This is a genomic window from Streptomyces flavofungini, assembly GCF_014650815.1.
Lineage (GTDB): Bacteria > Actinomycetota > Actinomycetes > Streptomycetales > Streptomycetaceae > Streptomyces > Streptomyces flavofungini.
In genome coordinates this window covers 1-18304 of the sequence record NZ_BMVR01000018.1, presented here as the reverse complement: position 1 = coordinate 18304, position 18304 = coordinate 1, and the positions used below count along the sequence as shown (strand labels likewise).

Annotated in this window: 17 protein-coding genes; 5 read left to right on the top strand and 12 right to left on the bottom strand. The window is 73.3% G+C overall.

The window, feature by feature from the left end; genetic code table 11:
* Positions 1-63: 63 nt before the first annotated feature.
* The 6 genes from IE274_RS34145 to ureA form a co-directional block, all read right to left on the bottom strand.
* Positions 64-1329 (bottom strand): TolB-like translocation protein, encoded by a 1266-nt coding sequence (locus tag IE274_RS34145; RefSeq protein WP_190119826.1) that lies wholly within the window; start codon positions 1327-1329, stop codon positions 64-66.
* Positions 1326-2405, bottom strand: coding sequence for a TolB-like translocation protein (locus IE274_RS34140; protein WP_190119825.1), 1080 nt, complete (start codon positions 2403-2405; stop codon positions 1326-1328). Before IE274_RS34140 ends, IE274_RS34145 begins: the two co-directional genes overlap by 4 nt.
* A gap of 164 nt (positions 2406-2569) precedes the next feature.
* On the bottom strand, positions 2570-3115 hold the full coding sequence (locus IE274_RS34135; protein WP_229910002.1) for a TetR/AcrR family transcriptional regulator: 546 nt from the start codon (positions 3113-3115) through the stop codon (positions 2570-2572).
* 87 nt (positions 3116-3202) lie between these two features.
* Positions 3203-4225 carry an agmatine deiminase family protein gene (locus IE274_RS34130; protein ID WP_190119823.1) on the bottom strand — a complete coding sequence of 341 codons (1023 nt, stop codon included), beginning with the start codon at positions 4223-4225 and terminating at the stop codon, positions 3203-3205.
* 11 nt (positions 4226-4236) lie between these two features.
* Positions 4237-5919 carry an urease subunit alpha gene (locus tag IE274_RS34125; protein ID WP_190119822.1) on the bottom strand — a complete coding sequence of 561 codons (1683 nt, stop codon included), beginning with the start codon at positions 5917-5919 and terminating at the stop codon, positions 4237-4239.
* Positions 5919-6743: an urease subunit gamma gene (gene ureA / locus IE274_RS34120; protein WP_190119821.1), complete on the bottom strand. Its 825-nt coding sequence runs from the start codon at positions 6741-6743 to the stop codon at positions 5919-5921. Before ureA ends, IE274_RS34125 begins: the two co-directional genes overlap by 1 nt.
* A 186-nt stretch (positions 6744-6929) precedes the next feature.
* On the opposite strand from ureA, the gene IE274_RS34115 reads away from it, so the two are divergent.
* A complete protein-coding gene (locus IE274_RS34115) occupies positions 6930-8390 on the top strand; it encodes a cytosine permease (RefSeq protein ID WP_190119820.1) in 1461 nt (486 codons plus the stop codon).
* Positions 8391-8442: 52 nt separating this feature from the next.
* Here IE274_RS34115 and IE274_RS34110 read toward each other — a convergent pair whose 3' ends face one another.
* Positions 8443-9372, bottom strand: coding sequence for a zinc-binding dehydrogenase (locus IE274_RS34110; RefSeq protein ID WP_190119819.1), 930 nt, complete (start codon positions 9370-9372; stop codon positions 8443-8445).
* Positions 9373-9539: 167 nt separating this feature from the next.
* Here IE274_RS34110 and IE274_RS34105 point away from each other — a divergent pair, with 167 nt between their 5' ends.
* A complete protein-coding gene (locus tag IE274_RS34105) occupies positions 9540-10232 on the top strand; it encodes a TetR/AcrR family transcriptional regulator (protein WP_190119818.1) in 693 nt (230 codons plus the stop codon).
* A 42-nt stretch (positions 10233-10274) separates the two neighbouring features.
* Here the strand turns inward: IE274_RS34105 and IE274_RS34100 are convergent, their stop codons facing one another.
* Positions 10275-11363: a branched-chain amino acid aminotransferase gene (locus IE274_RS34100; protein WP_190119817.1), complete on the bottom strand. Its 1089-nt coding sequence runs from the start codon at positions 11361-11363 to the stop codon at positions 10275-10277.
* A 250-nt stretch (positions 11364-11613) separates the two neighbouring features.
* Positions 11614-12654, bottom strand: coding sequence for a 3-isopropylmalate dehydrogenase (locus IE274_RS34095; protein WP_190119816.1), 1041 nt, complete (start codon positions 12652-12654; stop codon positions 11614-11616).
* Positions 12655-12805: 151 nt separating this feature from the next.
* On the opposite strand from IE274_RS34095, the gene IE274_RS34090 reads away from it, so the two are divergent.
* Positions 12806-14428, top strand: coding sequence for a purple acid phosphatase family protein (locus IE274_RS34090; protein ID WP_190119815.1), 1623 nt, complete (start codon positions 12806-12808; stop codon positions 14426-14428).
* A 38-nt stretch (positions 14429-14466) separates the two neighbouring features.
* Here the strand turns inward: IE274_RS34090 and IE274_RS40145 are convergent, their stop codons facing one another.
* Together IE274_RS40145 and IE274_RS34085 are read right to left on the bottom strand one after the other, a co-directional pair.
* A complete protein-coding gene (locus IE274_RS40145) occupies positions 14467-14595 on the bottom strand; it encodes a hypothetical protein (RefSeq protein ID WP_087885970.1) in 129 nt (42 codons plus the stop codon).
* A gap of 216 nt (positions 14596-14811) precedes the next feature.
* Complete coding sequence (locus IE274_RS34085) at positions 14812-15762, bottom strand: LysR family transcriptional regulator (RefSeq protein ID WP_229909993.1); 951 nt, start codon at positions 15760-15762, stop codon at positions 14812-14814.
* A 100-nt stretch (positions 15763-15862) separates the two neighbouring features.
* On the opposite strand from IE274_RS34085, the gene IE274_RS34080 reads away from it, so the two are divergent.
* Positions 15863-16879: an NADP-dependent oxidoreductase gene (locus IE274_RS34080; protein ID WP_190119813.1), complete on the top strand. Its 1017-nt coding sequence runs from the start codon at positions 15863-15865 to the stop codon at positions 16877-16879.
* 48 nt (positions 16880-16927) lie between these two features.
* Here IE274_RS34080 and IE274_RS34075 read toward each other — a convergent pair whose 3' ends face one another.
* Entirely contained in the window at positions 16928-17482 is a 555-nt protein-coding gene (locus IE274_RS34075; protein ID WP_229909992.1) for a GNAT family N-acetyltransferase, read from the bottom strand.
* 77 nt (positions 17483-17559) lie between these two features.
* Between IE274_RS34075 and IE274_RS34070 the strand changes: the two genes are divergently transcribed.
* Positions 17560-18304: CDP-alcohol phosphatidyltransferase family protein (locus tag IE274_RS34070; protein ID WP_229909991.1), on the top strand; the 745-nt coding region annotated here is incomplete at its 3' end.

The window sequence follows — 18304 nt, the reverse complement described above, 5'->3', positions numbered from 1 at the left end:
TGACGGCGAGCGCAACTGCCGCACCCAGCAAGGCCTTTGCGCACCGCATGCGCGTGTCCCCCTTCATCGCTCCATCGCCCCAGCGCCCCATCGCGGGTGCCGTACGAAGACATCCGGCACCCCGTTGGTGTCGCCCGGCACCAGGTCGGCGGCGCCCGAACTGAACACGACGGCACGGCCCTTGGCGGACACCGCGCCCAGTCCGGCCCGCGCGTCGGCCGGACCGACGTCCGCGCCGCGGCCGGTGCGCAGGTCGAGCAGGCGCAGCCCGGCGGCGTCGGACAGGACGGCGTGGCGGCCGTCGGCGGTGGCGGACCGGGCGCGGCCGTCCGCGACGCGCTCCGTGGTGCCGGTGCGCACGGTGTGGACGTACAGGCCGCCCCGCGCGTTGAACAGGACGCGCCGGCCGTCGCTGGTGAGCCGGACCAGTTCGCCGGTGCCGAGGCCGGTGTCGAGCTGGACGCGGGCGCCGGTGCCGGGCTCCTTGAGGAAGACGTCGCCCCGGTCCTCGGGGCCCTCGCTGTAGCCGCCGATCTGGTACGCGACGCGGGTGCCGTCGTCGGCCACGGACGCGCCGCCCTTGTCACCCTCCTCGGGCGCGGAGATCAGCTCGTCCGTGCCGGTGGCGGTGTCGCGGACGTACAGCAGGCGGGCGTTCTGACTGCCGTTGCGGTTGCCGAGCGTGTAGGCGACGCGGGTGCCGTCCGGGCTGATCGACTGCACGGCGCCGAGTTCGTTGCGGCCGGGCGGGTCGGCGGGCCAGAGGCGGGTCGCGGTGCCGGTGGCCCGGTCGTACAGGTAGGGCGTGGCAAAGCGTTTGTCGGCCGTGAAGGCGACGCGGCCGCCGTCGGCGCTGAGCAGCGGGTTGCCGTAGAGGTGGCCGCTGCCGAGGTCGACGCCGGTCAGGGCGCCGGTGCGGAGGTCCTTCAGTTTCAGGCAGTGCAGATACGTGTCGCAGCCGAGGGCGGGCGCCCGGGTCACGAACGCGGCGTGCCGGCCGTCTCCGCTGATCGCGCCGTCCGTGGAACCGCCGTCGAGCTGGGTGCCGTCGGCGGCGGTGCTGAGGCGGTCGGTGCGGGGGACGCGGGCCCCGGCGGCGGCCGAGGTGTCGCTGGTGGCCGGGGGGTCGCTGGTGGCCGGGGGGTCGCTGGTGGCCGGGGGGTCGCTGTCGGCCGGGGGGTCGCTGTCGGCGCGGGCGTGCGCCGTGGTGTCGGGGGCGGCGGGCGCAGTGGTGGCCGCCGTCAGTGAGGCGCCGCTCAGGGCGAGGGCGAGGGCGGCGGTGCACAGGGTTCTCGCGCGTCCGCCGCCGTGCCGCCGGGTCACGCTCACTTGCGCGTCCACTTGAACACGTCGCTCAGGCCGTTGGTGTCGCCGGGCACGACATCGGTCTCCGCCGAGGTGTAGACGACGGTGCGGCCCTTGGCTCCGACGGCGCCGGGTACGGCCGAGCCGGTGCCGACGACGTCCACGCGGCCGGTGCGCAGGTCGCGCAGGCGCAGCGTCGACGCGTCGTCGCTGTAGAGCAGGTGGCGGCCGTCGGGGCCGACGGCCTTGGCCCTGGTGCCGGAGAAGTGCCTGACCTTGCCGGTGCGCAGATCGCGGAGGTAGGCGCCGTTCGCGGAGTTCAGCGCGACCGTGCGGCCGTTGCCGCTGATCTCCACGAGGGTGGAGGGGGTGCCGTCGTCCACGCGCTCGAGGCCCCCGGTGTCGCGGTCGCGGACCCAGACCTGCTTGGTGCCGTAGTCCTCGTAGGCGACGTGGCGGCCGGTGTCGCTGATGGACGGGTTCACCATGTCGCGGGCGGCGTCGGGCGGGCCGTCGCTGACGACCTCGCGGGTGTCGGTGGCCCAGTCGTAGACCTCGATCCGGTACGGGTCGGCGGGGTGCTGCGGGCGCAGGACGTACGCGACGTGGCGGCCGTCGGCGCTGATCTCGGACTCGCCGGAGCCCTCCTTGAAGCCCTTGGCGTCGACCCGGCGCTTCTCCCCCGTGCTCAGGTCCACCACGAAGGCGTTGGTGGTGTGGCTGCCCCAGTCGAGGTACGTGGCGTAGCGGCCGTCGTCGCTGACGCTCGGCGCGGTCAGGCTGTCCCGGATCCGGCTGACCTTGCGGGACTGCTGGTCGCGGACGTGGGCGGAGCTCTGGGGGCGCGGGTGGGTGTCGGGCGTGAGGTTGGTGGCGCCGCTGCTGAAGGCGACGTGCCCGCCGTTCGTCGTGACGGTGGCGGCGCCCGACGCGCCGTTGGCCTCGGTGCCGTCGGCGGCGACGCTGACGCGCTCCACGCGGGGCCCGGGACGTCCTGACGAGGCTCTCGGGTCGGCCGCGTGGGCGGCCGACGGTAAGGCGACGGCGGCGAGTGCGGTGGTGAGCGCGGCTGCGGACAGGACACGTACGGCTCTGCGCATGATTCCCCCCGGAATCCCCTCGGCGCGCCCGTGCTGCCGCGGGCGCACCTCCCCCGGCCCGGCGCCGAGGGCCCACCGGGATACAAGCGCTTTCTCCCGCGCCCCGCAATCCGCAGGAGTACGTACAACCTGGACGCCCCTTCAGGCGTCCGTGGGCGCGGCACCTACCCCTGCGGAGCCAGCGTTTCGTCCAGGAACTCCCTTGCGTGCGCGAGGACTTGGTCCCGTCCGGTGCCGCGCAGGCCGATCGCCACATGGATGGAGAAGCCGTCGAGCAGCGCCCGGAGCCGGGCCGCGTACCGGTCGGCGTCGACGGCCCGGAACTCCCCGCGCGAGACGCCCTCGGCGAGCAGCGCCACCAGGTCCCGGTGCCAGGAGCCCTCGATGGCGGCCTGCCGGTCGCGCCCCTGCTCGTCCGCGTCCAGCGACCGGTTCCACACCTCCAGCCAGAGGATCCAGTGCGGGTCGCGATGCCCGTCGGGGACGTACAGCTCGACGTACGCGTCGAGGCGCGCGCGGGCCGGTCCCGGCCGGGCGAGCAGCCGTCCGCGCTCGGCGCCGAGCCGCCCCTCGCTCCACTCCAGGGTGCGCAGGAGCAGCTCGTCCTTGGAGCCGAAGTAGTAGAGGAGATGGCCGCTGCTCATGCCGACCTCGCGGCCGAGCGCGGCCATGGTGAGCTGCTCCAGGCCGTGGGCGGCGATCATCTCCATGGCCGTCGCGAGCACGTCTTCGCGCGGGGGCGCGTTCTTGCGTGCGCTTCGCTGGGCGCGCGCTTCGGCCACGTCGTACTCCGGCTGCTAGATCCTTGGCTGCTGCTGGGTGATGCAGTGGATGCCACCACCCCCGGCAAAGATCGTACGGGCGTCCACGAGGGTGACGGTCCGCCGGGGGAACAGCCGCCGGAAGATGCCCGCGGCCAGCTCGTCGTGCGGGTCGTCGAAGGCGCACAGGACGACACCGCCGTTGCACAGATAGTGGTTGATGTACGAGTGGTCGACCCAGCCGTCGTCGTCGGCGAGGCCGGTCGGCGCGGGCACCTCGACGATCTCCAGGGTGCGGCCGCGGGCGTCCGTCTGTCCCTTCAGTACGCCGATGACCTCGCGGCTGACCTCGAAGTCCGGGTGGGCGGGGTCCGCCTGGGAGTGCACGAGGACGACGCCGGGGGCGGCGAACGCGGCCACGATGTCGACGTGGCCGAGGGTGCCGAAGCCGTGCCCCGGGTAGTCGGCGGTGAGGCCGCGCGGCAGCCACAGGGCCTTGCGGGTGCCGATGCGGGCGTGCATCTCCGCCTCGACCTGCTCCCTGGTCCAGCCGGGGTTGCGTTCGGGGCCGAGCTGCACGGTGTCGGTGAGGAGCACGGTGCCCTCACCGTCGACGTGGATGCCGCCGCCCTCGTTGACCAGCGGCGAGGAGTGCGTCTCGGCGCCCGCGAGGTCCGCGACCTGGCGGGCGATCTTCGCGTCGTGCTCCCAGCTCGCCCACTCCTGCGCGCCCCAGCCGTTGAACGTCCAGTCCACGGCGCCGAGCCGCCCGGCGCCGTCGGTGACGAAGGTCGGGCCGATGTCCCGCATCCAGGCGTCGTCGAGCTCGCGCTCCACCAACTCGACGTCCGGGCCGAGGAGTTCCCGGGCCGCCGTGGACTGCCCGGGCCCGCAGACGACGGTGACCGGTTCGAAGCGGCGCACGGCGCGGGCCACCGCGGCCCACGCGCGGCGGGACTCCGCGAGGCCCTCGGGGTCGTCGAAGGTCACGTTCGGTCCCGGCCAGGCCATCCACGTGCGGTCGTGCGGGGCCCACTCGGCGGGCATGCGGAAGGTCATGGCAGCGGTCCTCACAGGAAGTACAGGCGGTTGAGGGAGACGGAGTCGGCGGGTGCCGAGCGCAGCGGGTCGCCGTCGAGGCTGACCAGGCCGGTGCGCTGGTCGACGTCGACGGCGCCGGTGCGGGAGTTCAGGCGCAGGTCGGCGGGGCCGATGCCGCGGGTGCCGCGCACGGCGACGCGGCGGCGCCGGGTGGGCATCCGGTCGTTGCCCTGCTCGACGGCGGCCCCGGCGACGAACGCCACGGAGATGTCGGCGGGTGTGGCGCCGTACGCCCCGAACTGCGGGCCGAGGACGAGGGGTTCGCAGGTGTCGGTGGCGGCGTTGGGGTCGCCGACGACGCCGTACGCCGGGAAGCCCGACTTCAGCACGAGCTGCGGCTTGGCGCCGAAGAACTCGGGTCGCCACAGCACGATGTCGGCGAGCTTGCCGACCTCGATGGAGCCGATCTCGTGGGCGAGGCCGTGGGCGAGGGCGGGGTTGATGGTCAGCTTTGCGACGTACCGCAGCACCCGCCCGTTGTCGTCGTGCGGCCCGTCCCCTTCCATCGGCCCCAGCTCGGCCTTCATCTTCCCGGCCATCGCGAAGGTCCGGCGGACGGTCTCACCGGCCCGCCCCATGCCCTGCGCGTCGGAGGACGTGATCCCGATGGCGCCGAGGTCGTGCAGGACGTCTTCGGCGCCCATGGTCCCGGCGCGGATGCGGTCGCGGGCCATGGCGGCGTCGCCGGGCAGGTCCGTCTTCAGGTCGTGGACGGACACGATCATGCCGTAGTGCTCGGCGACGGCGTCCCGGCCGAAGGGCAGCGTGGGATTGGTGGACGACCCGATGACGTTCGGGACGCCCGCCATCTTCAGGACGTTGGGGACGTGCCCGCCGCCGCACCCCTCGATGTGGAAGGCGTGGATGGTCCGCCCGTCGAGGACGCTCAGGGTGTCCTCGACCGACAGGCACTCGTTCAACCCGTCGCTGTGCAGGGCGACTTGGACGTCGTACTCCTCGGCGACCCGCAACGCCGTGTCCAGGGCGCGGGTATGGGCCCCCATGTCCTCGTGCACCTTGAAGCCGGACGCCCCGCCCTCCGCGAGCGCCTCGATCAGCGGAGCCTCGTTGGAGGACGAACCGCGCCCGAGGAAGCCGATGTTGACCGGCCAGGCGTCGAAAGCGTTGAACGCGTGCCGCAGCGCCCACGGCGAGTTGACCCCGACACCCCACACCGGCCCGAACTCCTGGCCGATGACGGTGGTGACGCCGGAGGCGAGGGAGGCCTCCATGATGCGCGGCGACAGGAGATGGACGTGGGTGTCCACGGCACCGGCGGTGGCGATCAGCCCCTCGCCGGACACGATGGAGGTCCCGGTGCCGACGACGACGTCCACCCCGTCCAGGGTGTCCGGATTCCCGGCCCGCCCGATGGCGTGGATGCGCCCCTCCCGGATGCCGATCGACACCTTCCGGATCCCCAGCACGGCGTCGATGACGAGGACGTTGCTGATGACGACATCGCAGGTCTCGCGCACGGCGGCGGCCTTCAGGTGCAGCCCGTCGCGGGCCGTCTTGCCGAACCCGGCCAGGAACTCGTCCCCCGCCAGCTGCGCGTCGGACTCGACCCGGACGACCAGGCCGGAGTCACCGAGGACGACTCGGTCCCCGGCGCGCGGGCCGTGCACGGAGGCGTACTCGTAGGGGTCCATCACGCGCCCTCCTCAGGGGTGCTCGGGGCGACCTCAGGGGTGCTCGGGTCGACCTCAGGGGTGCTCGGGGCGACCTCAGGGGTGCTCGGGGCGACCTCAGGGGTGCTCGGGGCGACCTCAGCGGCGCTCACACCGGCCTCGGCGGTGTTCGCCCCGAGGTAGCCGCAGGCCACCGCCCTGCGCAGCGCCTCGTCCCGCGCGCCCGGCGCGTCGAGGGGCCCGTCGACAAGACCGGCGAAGCCGATGGCGACGCGCGCGCCGCCGATGGGCACGAGCCCGGCCTCGACGCGCTCGCCGGGCCCGAAGCGCAGGGAGGAGCCGGCCGGGACGGCGAGCCGCATGCCGTAGGCGGCGGCGCGGTCGAAGTCGAGGCGCGGGTTGACCTCGAAGAAGTGGAAGTGCGAGGTCACGCTGACGGGCACGGTCGCCGTGTTGTGCACGGACACGGTCACGACGGGTACGCGCTCCGGTGTGGCCGGGGCGGGCCGCAGCGCGCCGGGGGCGTCCGGGCCGAGGGAGCCGCCACCGATCGGATCGGCGACCACGGCGAGCCGCGAGCCGTCGTCGAACACGGCCTCCACATGCACCTCGGTGACGACGTCCGCGACACCGGGCAGCACGTCGTCGGGGCCGAGCACGGACCGCGCCCGCTCGACGGCCTCGGCGAGCCGGGCCCCGTCACGGGCGGCCTCGCAGACCGTGTCGGCGATCAGGGCGGTCGCCTCGGGGACGTTCAGCCGCAGGCCGCGCGCCCTGCGGGCCCTGGCGAGCTCGGCGGCGCCGAAGAGCAGCAGCCGGTCGCGTTCCGTGGGGGTCAGGCGCACGCCGCCACTCCTCGCATCCGTGGGTCACCGGGTCCGGACCCGGACGTTCCGGGCCGACCACTTAGAACATCACTCTAAACGGCAACTGCCCAGACCGAAACCATTGACGCGGACGCAATGCGTCCTTCACATTGAACGGCACTCAAATACCGAAGAACGATTCGAGCGAGCGTCAGGGGCAGCCCCATGCCGATAGAACAGCGCGGAGTCGACACCATCCCCGAAGAGGAACGCACCAGCGGTCCCCGGGACGTGATCTCGATCCTCCTCGGCTCCAACCTCTGCCTCGGAGTGATCATCTTCGGCTGGCTGCCGGCGTCGTTCGGCCTCGGCTTCTGGCAGTCGGTGAGCGCGGTGGTGGCGGGCACGCTGATCGGCACGGCGCTGACGGCGCCGCTCGCGCTCGTGTCCCTGCGGACGGCGACGAACCTGTCGACGTCGTCGGGCGCGCAGTTCGGTGTCCGCGGCCGCCTCGTCGGCTCGGTCGTCGGGCTCCTGCTGTCCCTCGGCTACACCGCGCTGACCATCTGGATCGGCGGCGACGTCATGGTCGGCACGCTGCACCGGCTGACCGGCCTGCCCGCGGACGGCCTCTCCTACAGCCTGGTGTACGCGCTGCTCGCGGCGGCGACGGTGGCCGGGGCGGTGTACGGCTACCGGGTGCTGCTCCGCCTCTCCCGCATCCTCGCGGTCGGCATGACGGCCCTGCTCGTCCTCGGCGTGGTGGCGTACGCCCCCGACTTCACGACCTCCGCGCTGCCCGACGCGGGCGGCTACGCGCTCGGGTCGTTCTGGCCGACGTGGCTGCTCGCGCTCGTCGCCGCGGGGCTCTCCGGGCCCATCGCCTTCATCACCCTCCTCGGCGACTACACCCGGTACGTCTCCCCCGCCCGGCACACCCCCCGCTCCGTCCTGCGCGCCACCTGCCTCGGCCTGACGGCCGGACTCCTCGTCCCGCAGCTCTTCGGCACCTTCACCGCGTACGCCGCCCGCGCGGCCCTCGACTACGCCGAGCCGCTGGTCTCCACGGCGCCCGGCTGGTACCTCGTCCCCCTCCTCCTCGCCGCGTCCGCCGGGTCCGTCGGCAATGCCGGGCTGATGCTGTACTCCATGGGGCTCGACCTCGACGCGATCGTGCCGCGGGCGTCGCGGGCGCGGGCCACGTACACCGTGGCGGTGGTGGCCACGGGGTGCGTCTTCGTCGGCCACTTCGCCTGGGCGGCGCAGGACGCCATGACCTCCTTCGTCCTTCTCCTCACCGCCATCGGCACCCCCTGGGCGGTGATCACCCTCATCGGCTTCGTCCGCTGCCGCGGGGTGTACGACGCCGACGCCCTCCAGGTCTTCAACCGCCGTTCCCGGGGCGGGCGTTACTGGTACCGGTCCGGCTGGAACCCCGCCGCCACCACCGCCTGGGCCCTGGGCGCCTGCGTCGGCCTCCTCTCGGTCTCCCTCCCCTCCTGGGAGGCGCCCCTGCTGCCCCTCACGGGCGGCGTGGACTGCAGCTTCCTGCTGTCGGGGGTGGTGGGGGGCGCCGCTTACGCGCTGTACCCCACCGCACCCAGCAGCGCGCTCCGCACGCGGGCACCCCTTCCCGATCCTGGGGCTCCGCCCCAGACCCCGCTCCTCAAACGCCGGAGGGGCTGAAACCTACCCACCCACCGCACCCGCCCACCGACCGACCACAAGCCCGGCACCCTCAGCCCACCTCCAGCACGGCCTTCCCGTGCAACCGCCGCCCCCGCAGCGCCGCCACCGCCGCCCCGGCCTCCCCCCACGCCCCGCGCCACGCCTCCCCCGCGTCGAGCCGCCCCCCGGCGACCTCCCCGGCCAGCCACTCCAGGTCCCGCCCGAGCCCACGGCACCCCAGCAGGTGGAAGCTCACGATCGCCCGATCGTGCCGCCCCTGGTCCCCGTACAGCACCCCGTGCGCGAAGTGCTCGTCGTCCCCGCCCGAGTGCCCCACGGCGACCAGCACCCCACCCGCCGCCAACTTCTCGTAAGCGGCGACGAGTTGCCGCCCGCCGACGAGGTCCACGACCCCGTCCAGAGGTACGTCGACCTCCCCGGGGTCCCCGACGACGGCGTGCGCGCCGAGCGCCCGCAGGGACTCCCCCCGCGCACCCGGATCCCCGGTCGAGGCGACCACGTACGCGCCACCGCGCCGAGCGAGCTGCACGGCGTACCGCCCGACTCCGCCCGTCGCCCCGGTGACCAGGATCCGCCGCCCGAGCAGGGGCCCCACCCGGTGCAGGGCGCGCAGCGCGCTCGCCCCGGCGACGGGGATCGTGCTGATGGCGCCGAGGTCGGCCCCGTCCGGCACCACACCCATGAACCCCGTGTCCACGGCACGGAGTTCGGCCCAGCCGCCGGCCTCGCCGAGGGTCACCACGGGGGTGCCGACCGGGGGGCCGGAGCCGTCGGCGGCGGCCCGCTCGATGTGTCCGGCGGCGTCCCAGCCGAGTACGGCCCCGGGCTCGGCGCCGGGTACGACGCCCGCGACCTCGCCGTAGTTGAGGGAGGTCGCGGCGACCCGGACGAGCGCCTGGTGCGGGGCGGGTTCGGGGTCGGGCGCGGCGCCGAGACGGAGTCCGGCGGGGGCGGTGGGGTCGACGAGGAGAGCACGCATGACGAAGTCACCTTTCACAGGCACGACAGAACAAGGCACGGCGAAGCAGGGCGCGACGAAGCAGGCAGGGCGCTGCCCAGCTGCCGCCCCGAGCCGGGACGCAGCCATAGTGCCACTCAGTGGCACAAGCCATCAAGGGGCATTGGCTACCGAGCTACACTCCCCGCATGGACTCCGCCCGCCCCACCGCCCCGCTCCCCCTGCGCGAGCGCAAGAAGCTCCGCACCCGGCAGGCCCTGGTCGACACCGCCCTGGAGCTGTTCACGGAGCGCGGCTTCGACGGGGTCACGCTCGACGAACTCTGCGACACCGTGGAGGTGTCCAAGCGGACCTTCTTCCGTACGTTCACCAGCAAGGAGGACGTGGCCTGCGCGCCGCTGCACGACCTGTGGACGGCGTTCCTGGAGGAGTTGGAGCGGGTGCGGCCGCAGGGCGGGCCGCTGCACGAGCTGCTGCGCGACGTCCTGCTCACGACGCTCGACCGGATGCCGGACGAACAGTGGGCGCGGCGCGTGCTGCTCAGCCGCCGTCTCGCCGCGCGGAACCCGTCGATGGACGCGCACGGCCTCGCGTTCTGTGACCGCACCGGCCGCGCCGCCGTGGCCGTCGTGGTGCGCCGCTTCGACCTCGGCGGCGTCCCGGACGACCCGGACCATGTGCGCGTGCGTCTGGCCGTGGACCTGCTCGTGGCCGCCTGGCACCGCGGCCTGGACGCTTGGACGGGCGGTGCGCCCGCGCCCGAGCGGGCCGGTCTCGCCGCCGCGTTCCGGCGTGCGAGCGCGGCCGTGCCGGAGAGCCTGGCGCTCACCGCGCGCCCCGGACCGGACCGGAACGACACGGAGGCCGGGTCCGGCAGGTGACTGCCGGACCCGGCCTCCGTGGCCGGACGATCGGGGAAGGGCTCAGCCGAGCCGGTGCATCCACCCGTGCGGATCGGCCGCCACGCCCCGCTGAACGTCCAGCAACGCGTCCCGCAGCTTCATGGTCACCGCACCCGGCGCGCCACCGCTCTGCACCCACTCCCCCCGAGCGGACTTGACCGTCCCCACGGGGGTGATGACGGCGGCGGTGCCGCAGGCGAAGACCTCCGTGAGGGTCCCGTTCGCGGTGTCGGCCTGCCACTGGTCGATGGACACGCGCCCCTCCTCGGAGGTGTAGCCGAGGTCCCGGGCGACGGAGAGCAGCGAGTCACGGGTGATCCCGGCGAGGAGCGACCCGGTCAGCTCCGGGGTGACGATCTTGTCGCCGTACACGAAGTACAGGTTCATGCCGCCCAGTTCCTCGACCCACTTGTGCTCGACGGCGTCGAGGTAGGCGACCTGGTCGCACCCCTTCTCGGCGGCCTCGGCCTGCGCGAGCAGCGACGCGGCGTAGTTGCCACCGGTCTTGGCGTCGCCCATGCCGCCGGGGACGGCGCGCACGCGGTCTTCGGAGAGCCAGATGGAGACGGGCTTGACGCCGCCGGGGAAGTAGGCGCCGGCGGGCGAGGCGATGACGGCGAAGAGGTATTCGTTGGCGGGCTTCACACCGAGCCCGACCTCCGTGGCGATCATGAAGGGCCGCAGGTAGAGGGACTCCTCGCCGCCGTGGGCGGGCACCCAGTCGATGTCCTGGCGGACGAGCGCGTCGCAGGCTTCGATGAAGGTCTCGACGGGCAGCTCGGGCATGGCGATGCGCCGGGCGGAGGCCTGGAAGCGGCGGGCGTTGGCCTCGGGCCGGAACATGGCGACGGAGCCGTCGGGCTGCCGGTAGGCCTTGAGGCCCTCGAAGATCTCCTGGGCGTAGTGCAGGACGGTGGTCGCCGGGTCGAGGGACAGCGGGCCGTAGGGCACGAGCTGGCCGTCGTGCCAGCCGCGGCCTTCCGTCCAGCGGATGGTCACCATGTGGTCGGTGAAGTGGCGGCCGAACCCGGGGCTGGCCAGGACCGCCTCGCGCTCCGCGGCGGAGACCGGGGTCGAGGAGGGCTTGAGCTCGATCGTGGGCGTCGTCATGGTTGCGTGTCCTTCACCGGTTTTGTGTGTGACGGACCGCGCTCAGGCCCGTACGCGCGCGTTCCTCGCGGCGTCTGGGCACACGCCGTTTCGCGGCCCACGTTCGATTATCGCTCGCGGGACGACCTGGACGAAACGGCGGCCGAGGCGGCCTTGGGTTCGATGGTGACACCCGGCGGCCGCAAACGAGAAGCCGCCGGGTGCTGGTGCGACCCGGCGGCTTGCTGTGACGGAGCTGGTAGCCGGCGGATCAGCCCGCTACGCGTACGGCGAGCGCGTCGCCGATCTCGTCGGTGGTACGAGTGGTGTCACCGCGCTCGCCGAGGTCGGCGGAGACGGCTGCCTCGACCCGGGTCGCCTCGTCGTCGTACCCGAGGTGGCGCAGGAGGAGGGCGACGGACAGCACGGTGGCGGTCGGGTCGGCCTTGCCCTGGCCCGCGATGTCGGGCGCGGAGCCGTGCACGGGCTCGAACATCGAGGGGAACTCGCGGCTCGGGTTGATGTTGCCGGAGGCGGCGACGCCGATGCCGCCGGAGACGGCCGCGGCGAGGTCGGTGATGATGTCGCCGAAGAGGTTGTCGGTGACGATCACGTCGAACCGGGCCGGGTCGGTGACCAGGTAGATCGTGGCCGCGTCGACGTGGATGTAGTCGGTGGTGACGTCGGGGAACTCCGTGGCCACCTGGTTGAAGACGTTCGTCCACAGGTGACCCGCGAAGGCCAGCACGTTGTTCTTGTGGACGAGGGTCAGCTTCTTGCGCGGGCGGGCCTGGGCGCGGGCGAAGGCGTCCCGGACGACGCGCTCGACGCCGAAGGCCGTGTTCACGGAGACCTCGGTGGCGACCTCGTGCGGGGTGCCCTTGCGGATCGTGCCGCCGTTGCCGGTGTAGGGGCCCTCGGTGCCCTCGCGCACGACCACGAAGTCGATCTCGGGCTGGCCCGCGAGCGGCGTGGCGACGCCGGGCAGCAGCCGCGAGGGGCGCAGGTTGACGTGGTGGTCGAAGGCGAAGCGGAGCTTGAGCAGGAAGCCGCGCTCCAGGACGCCGGAGGGGACCGAGGGGTCGCCGATGGCGCCGAGCAGGATCGCTTCGTGCTTCTTCAGGTCCGCGAGGTCGGCGTCGGTGAGGGTCTCACCGGAGGCGTGATAGCGGCGGGCCCCGAAGTCGTACTCCTTGGTCTCCAGCTTCACATCCTGCGGGAGGACGGCGTTGAGGACCTTGAGCCCCTGGGCCACGACTTCCTGGCCGATCCCATCTCCGGGGATCACTGCGAGATTGATGCTGCGAGACATGACGGCACCGTACTCCTCGTCCCAGCCAATGACATCGCCTGTCCGCCATACGGACAACGCCGGTCACTCCACGCGGCAGCCATCACATGGCCACCCTCTCTTCACCCCGCGGTCTGGCCCGAGTTGGAAGTTACTGGGAAGTTCCCTAGTCATGACCGCTCCTTCCCGGGGGACACCCTCCGGACCTCCCACTCCGAACGTCGGCATCCCCGAGCAGCTCGCCCAGCGGATGAGCATGCCGGAGCAGCACGAGTACCTCCGCGGCAAGCTCGCCCGGCGCAAGGTGCTGGCGAGTTCGTTCGCCACGGCGGGCGTCGCGGGCGGGATCGGCCTGCTCGCCGGGAGCTCGGGCAGCGCGCACGCCGAGCGCCCCTCGGCGTCGGCCCCGCTCGCGGCCGCGCGCGGTCCGGTCGAGGTGGACGGCAGGCTCGTCGCCCCCTTCGGCCGCCATCTCGCGTTCGGCGCCGACCCGAAGACGCAGATGCGCATCTCCTGGCAGGTGCCGTTCGCCGTCAGGTCCCCTTATGTGCGGGTGGGCCTGAAGCCCTGGGAGCTGAGCCGGAAGATCGAGGCGGAGGTGCGCGACCTGCACACGCCGTCCCTGTCGAAGAAGCTCCCGAAGGTCGAGCAGTACTACCTGCACGTGGCGCTCGACGGCCTGCGGCCCGGCACCACGTACTACTACGGCGTCGGCCACGACGGCTTCGACCCGGCGTCGCCGGAGCGGATGGCCACCCTCGGCTCGTTCCGCACGGCCCCGGCGCGGCCGGAGAAGTTCGTCTTCACGGCCTTCGGCGACCAGGGCGTGAGCTACGAGGCGCTGGCCAACGACCAGTTGATCCTGGGCCAGAACCCGTCGTTCCATCTGCACGCGGGCGACATCTGCTACGCCGACACCACGGGCCACGGCAAGGAGGGCGACAGGTACGACGCCCGCGTGTGGGACCAGTTCCTCGCGCAGACCGAGTCGGTGGCGAAGTCCGTGCCGTGGATGGTGACGACGGGCAACCACGACATGGAGGCGTGGTACTCGCCGAACGGCTACGGCGGCCAGTCGGCCCGCTGGTCGCTGCCCGAGAACGGCTTCGACCCCCGGGGCGCGCCGGGCGTCTACTCGTTCCGCTACGGCAACGTCGGCGTCGTCGCCCTGGACGCGAACGACGTCTCGTACGAGATACCCGCCAACAAGGGCTACACGGACGGCAAGCAGACCGCCTGGCTGGACAAGCGCCTCGGGCAGTTGCGCGCCGACGAGGACATCGACTTCGTCGTCGTGTTCTTCCACCACTGCGCGTACTCCACGGCGACGCACGGCTCCGACGGCGGGGTGCGCGACGCGTGGCTGCCGCTGTTCACCAAGCACCAGGTGGACCTGGTGATCAACGGCCACAACCACGTCTACGAGCGGACCGACGCCATCAAGGGCGGCGAGGTCGGCAAGCCGGTGCCGGTCGGCGCGTCGACCGATCCGACGCGCGACGGCATCGTGTACGTCACCGCGGGCGGCGCCGGCAAGGACCTGTACAGCTTCCCGGTCGGGGTCGCGGACAGCTACGAGGGCCACGAGAAGGACGAGGGCACGATCCTCACCTTCCACTGGACCAGGCTGCGCCTGCCCGACCCGGACACGGTGCAGTGGTCACGGGTGCGCTACACCGGCTTCTCGTTCCTCGCGGTGGAGGTGACGGCCGGGGCGAGCCCGAAGCTCACGGTCTCGGCGCTCGCGGAGAGCGGCGAGCGCGTCGACCACTTCGAGATCAGGCGCGGGAAGTAGCGCGCGGCAGCAACAGGGAGCGGGCAGGCGGGCGGGGCTCAGTGCCCCGTCTCGCCGCCGTTGTCCCTGCGGTCGAGGGCCCGCTGGAGGGCGGCGGCGGCGTTCTTGCGCTCGGACTCGCTGGGGCGGACGGCGTGGCGGACTCGGCGGGCGGTCGTCTCGGCCATGGGAAATCGACTCCTTAGATCGCATCCGGGAGTGCGGATCCGCGTACGCACTGTCGTACGCGGAGAAAGGGGGGTTACGAGACGCCGGAAGAGGCGGGGAGCGTGGGCCGCAGGGTTCGCCTGCGCGGGGCCCGGCTCGCAGCCGCCAATCGCTTGATCGAGCGAGACGTTCGGCTCCTACAAAGCTAGGACAGCTTCGCCCACTTGTCTCTACAGTTACTCGGACTTCCTACTATCTGAGACGGCTCCCACCGGGTCGGCCGACTCCGCCTCCTCTTCCAGCCGCCCCCGCAGGGCCCGCAGCTCCCGGATCAGGGCCCGCACGGCCAGCGATCCGGCCTGCTCAGGGGTAGTGACATAGCCCACGGAGCGCGTCGGGCGAGCCGCCCCCAGATCGACGACCGCCACCGTCGGCGGCGCTCCGGTCAGGGACAGCGCGGGCATGATCGCCATGGCGTGCCCGGCGCTCACCATCGCGAGGACCGCCCCGTCGTCCTCGGTCTGCGTGGTCGCCTTCGGGATCCAGTCCTGGCCCGCCCACCAGTCGCGGGTGTACGCGGTGCAGTTCTCGGCCCAGTCCACGAGCGGCAGGGAGCGCGGGTCGGGGTGGCCGGCCGGGTGCACGAAGGCGTAGGGCTCCTCGACGAGTACACCGCCGACCAGGCCCGGCGGGATCGGCGAGCTGGTGCCGATGGTCGCGATGCCGAGGTCGGCGCGCCCGTCGGCGACCTCGCCCGCGGTGCCCCGGCCCAGCTCACGGACGACGCGGACCTCGGGCTCCAGGCCGGGGTGGCGGGCGCGCAGGTTCGCCAGGGCGGGCGGCAGGAGGTGCAGGGCGGCGCTGCGGAAGGCGGCGATGCGGAGGGGGCCGGTGAGGGTGGGCGAGCCGGTGCCCGCGGCGCCGCGGGCCTCGGCGGCCAGGGTGTCGAGGAGCCGGAGCACGCGGCGCGCGTGGGCGGCGGCGCGCTCGCCCGCCGGGGTGGGCGTGGCGCCCCCGCGGCCGCGTTCGAAGAGCACCGCGCCGAGCTTCCGCTCCGTGCCGCGCACCGAGTGCGAGACCGCCGACTGTGTGCGGCCGAGGTCGCGGGCGGCGCCGGAGAAGCTCCGGGCCTGCTCGACGGCGACGATGATCCGCAGTTCGTGCGGGGCGAGGTCGTGCTCGGCCACCGGTTCCCACCTCGTCCTATGAGGAGTGTTCATGCTTCGACGCGTTCCATGAACCGAACCCTCTGCCGCTCCCCGGCATTCCCCGCCTACCGTCGGCCCCATGAACGAGCACTCCGGCGCCCGCGCCCGCACCGTCCACCAGACCGCCCGCCCGCACGGCTTCCCCACCCCCGACGACTTCGCGTTCGTGGAGTCCGCGGTGCCGGAGCCCGCGCCGGGCACCGCCCTGGTCGAGAACCTCTACTGGTCCGTCGACCCGTACCACCGCGAAATGATGGACGGCGAGTTCGCGCTGAACGCCCCCCTCGAAGGCCGCACCATCGGCCGCGTGACCGCGTCCCGGACGCCGGAGCTGGCCGAGGGCGAGATCGTCTTCCACCGGCAGGGCTGGCGCACCCATGCGGTGGTGACCCCGGAGGAGGTCCGTCGGCTGCCGCGCTTCGACGGGGTGCCGCTGTCCGCGTACATGAGCATCCTCGGCGGCACGGGCCTGACCGCGTACGTGGGTCTGACGCGGATCGCGCGGCTGCAGGAGGGCGAGGACCTGTTCGTCTCCGCGGCGGCGGGCGGTGTGGGAACGGCCACCGGGCGGCTCGCGCGGGCCATGGGCGCGCGCCGGATCGTCGGCAGCGCGGGCTCGCCCGCGAAGGTGGCGTACCTGACGGAGCAGGTCGGCTACGACGCCGCCTTCGACTACCACGCGGGTCCGGCCGTCGACCTGCTCGCGAAGGCCGCGCCCGACGGCGTGGACCTGTACGTCGACAACGTCGGCGGCGAGCAGTTGGAGGCCGCGATCGAGGGCCTGCGGGAGTTCGGCCGGATCGTCCGCATCGGCACCGTCGCGCAGTACAACGCCCCGCAGCCGCTGTCCGCGCCCCGCAACCTCACCGAGATCGTGGAGAAGAGCCTGCGCATGGAGGGCTTCCACGTCCGCAACTACCGTGATCTTCAGGACGAGTTGTACGACTTCGTGGTCCCGCATCTGCAGAGCGGCCGCATCGGCCTCGACGAGACGATCGTGGACGGCTTCGACCAGATCGTGACGGCGTTCCTGGGGATGCTGCGGGGCGCGAACGTGGGCAAGATGATCATCCGCGCGACGACCGCGCAGCCGTAGCGCGGAGCACCCCCGACGGCGGCGTCCCGCCGACCCGTCGGACCGGCCCTAGAAGACGTCCCCGTCCCGCCAGTCGATGAGCAGTTCGTGGGCCGGGTCGAGGTCGGCGCGCCACAGCATCGGCGGGTCCTCGTCCGGCATGGACCGAGGCCCCTGGGGCCCGAGCGTGCCGACGCGCCCCGGCCAGGTCACCCAGCCGTGCGCGCGGTACAGCTGCTCGCCCTCGTCGGACGGCGAGAGCACGCCGAGGTCGTAGCCGCCGTCGACGATCCGCTCCAGGGCGCTCATCACCCGCCCGCCGAGGCCCTGGCGCTGCCGGTCGGGGCGCACGGCGACGTTCTCGACGTAACCGACGCGCAGGGACCGGCCGTTGTGCAGGATCCGTCGCTGCACGACACAGCCGTGGGCGAGCAGCACGCCGTCCTCGTCGTGGACGACGGCGTGCATGCCGCCGAGGCCGTGCGCCCAGTCCTCGTCGCTGAAGTCCCCGTCGAAGGCGAGGTCCATCAGGGCGCGGGCGGCGCGGAGTTCGGCGGCGGGCAGGTCGGCGGTGTGGGCGGTGCGCGGCACCGCGTCGGCGCCGACGGCATGGGGGGTGATCACGGACCTACCGTACTCAGACCCCATTTGAGTACGCACCCCGATTATCCGGCGCCCGCCGCGGCGGCAGAGTCACCTGCATGAACGCTTCCTCTGGCTCCTCGGGATCGCCCGGTCCCGGATCTCCCGGTCCCGGCCTGTACGCGCTGAAGCCCTGGTACGCGCGGAAGCTGTCCGGTGTCCGCGGCGCGCTGGCCCGCCGCGGGGTGTCACCGGACACCCTGACCGTGGCGGGCGTGGGCTGCGCGGCGGGCGCGGCGGCGGCCCTGGCCTGGCTCCCGGCCCCCCTCGCGGCCCTGCCGGTGGCGGTACTCCTCGCGGCCCGGCTGGCGTTCGCGAACCTGGACGGCGCCCTGGCCCGCGACACGGGCCGCACGACGCGCCGCGGCGCCCTCCTCAACGAACTCGGCGACAGGGCCGCCGACTTGGCGGTCCTCGCCGGTTTCCTCACCCTGGCCCCCCTGTGGCTGGTGGCGACGGCGGCCCTCGCGGCCACGCTCCCCTCCTGGGTGTCCCTCGCGGGCGCGGCGGCGGGCGCGGAACGCCTGAACGGCGGCCCGGTCGGCAAGACGGAACGCTGCGCGCTGGTGCTCGTGGCGGCGGTGTCGGGGTGGTGGGTGCCGGTGCTTGCGGTGATCGCGGCGGGGTCCGCTTTGACGGCGGTTACACGGGGTGTGCGGTTGTGGGGGGAGTTGGGGCGGCTGGGGCTCTCTGGGCTGTCGGGGCGATCGGGACGGCCGGAGACCCTGGGCGACGCGGGGCAGCCGCAGGCACCGGGCGACGCGGGGCAGCCGCAAGCACCGGGCGACGCGGGGCAGCCGCAAG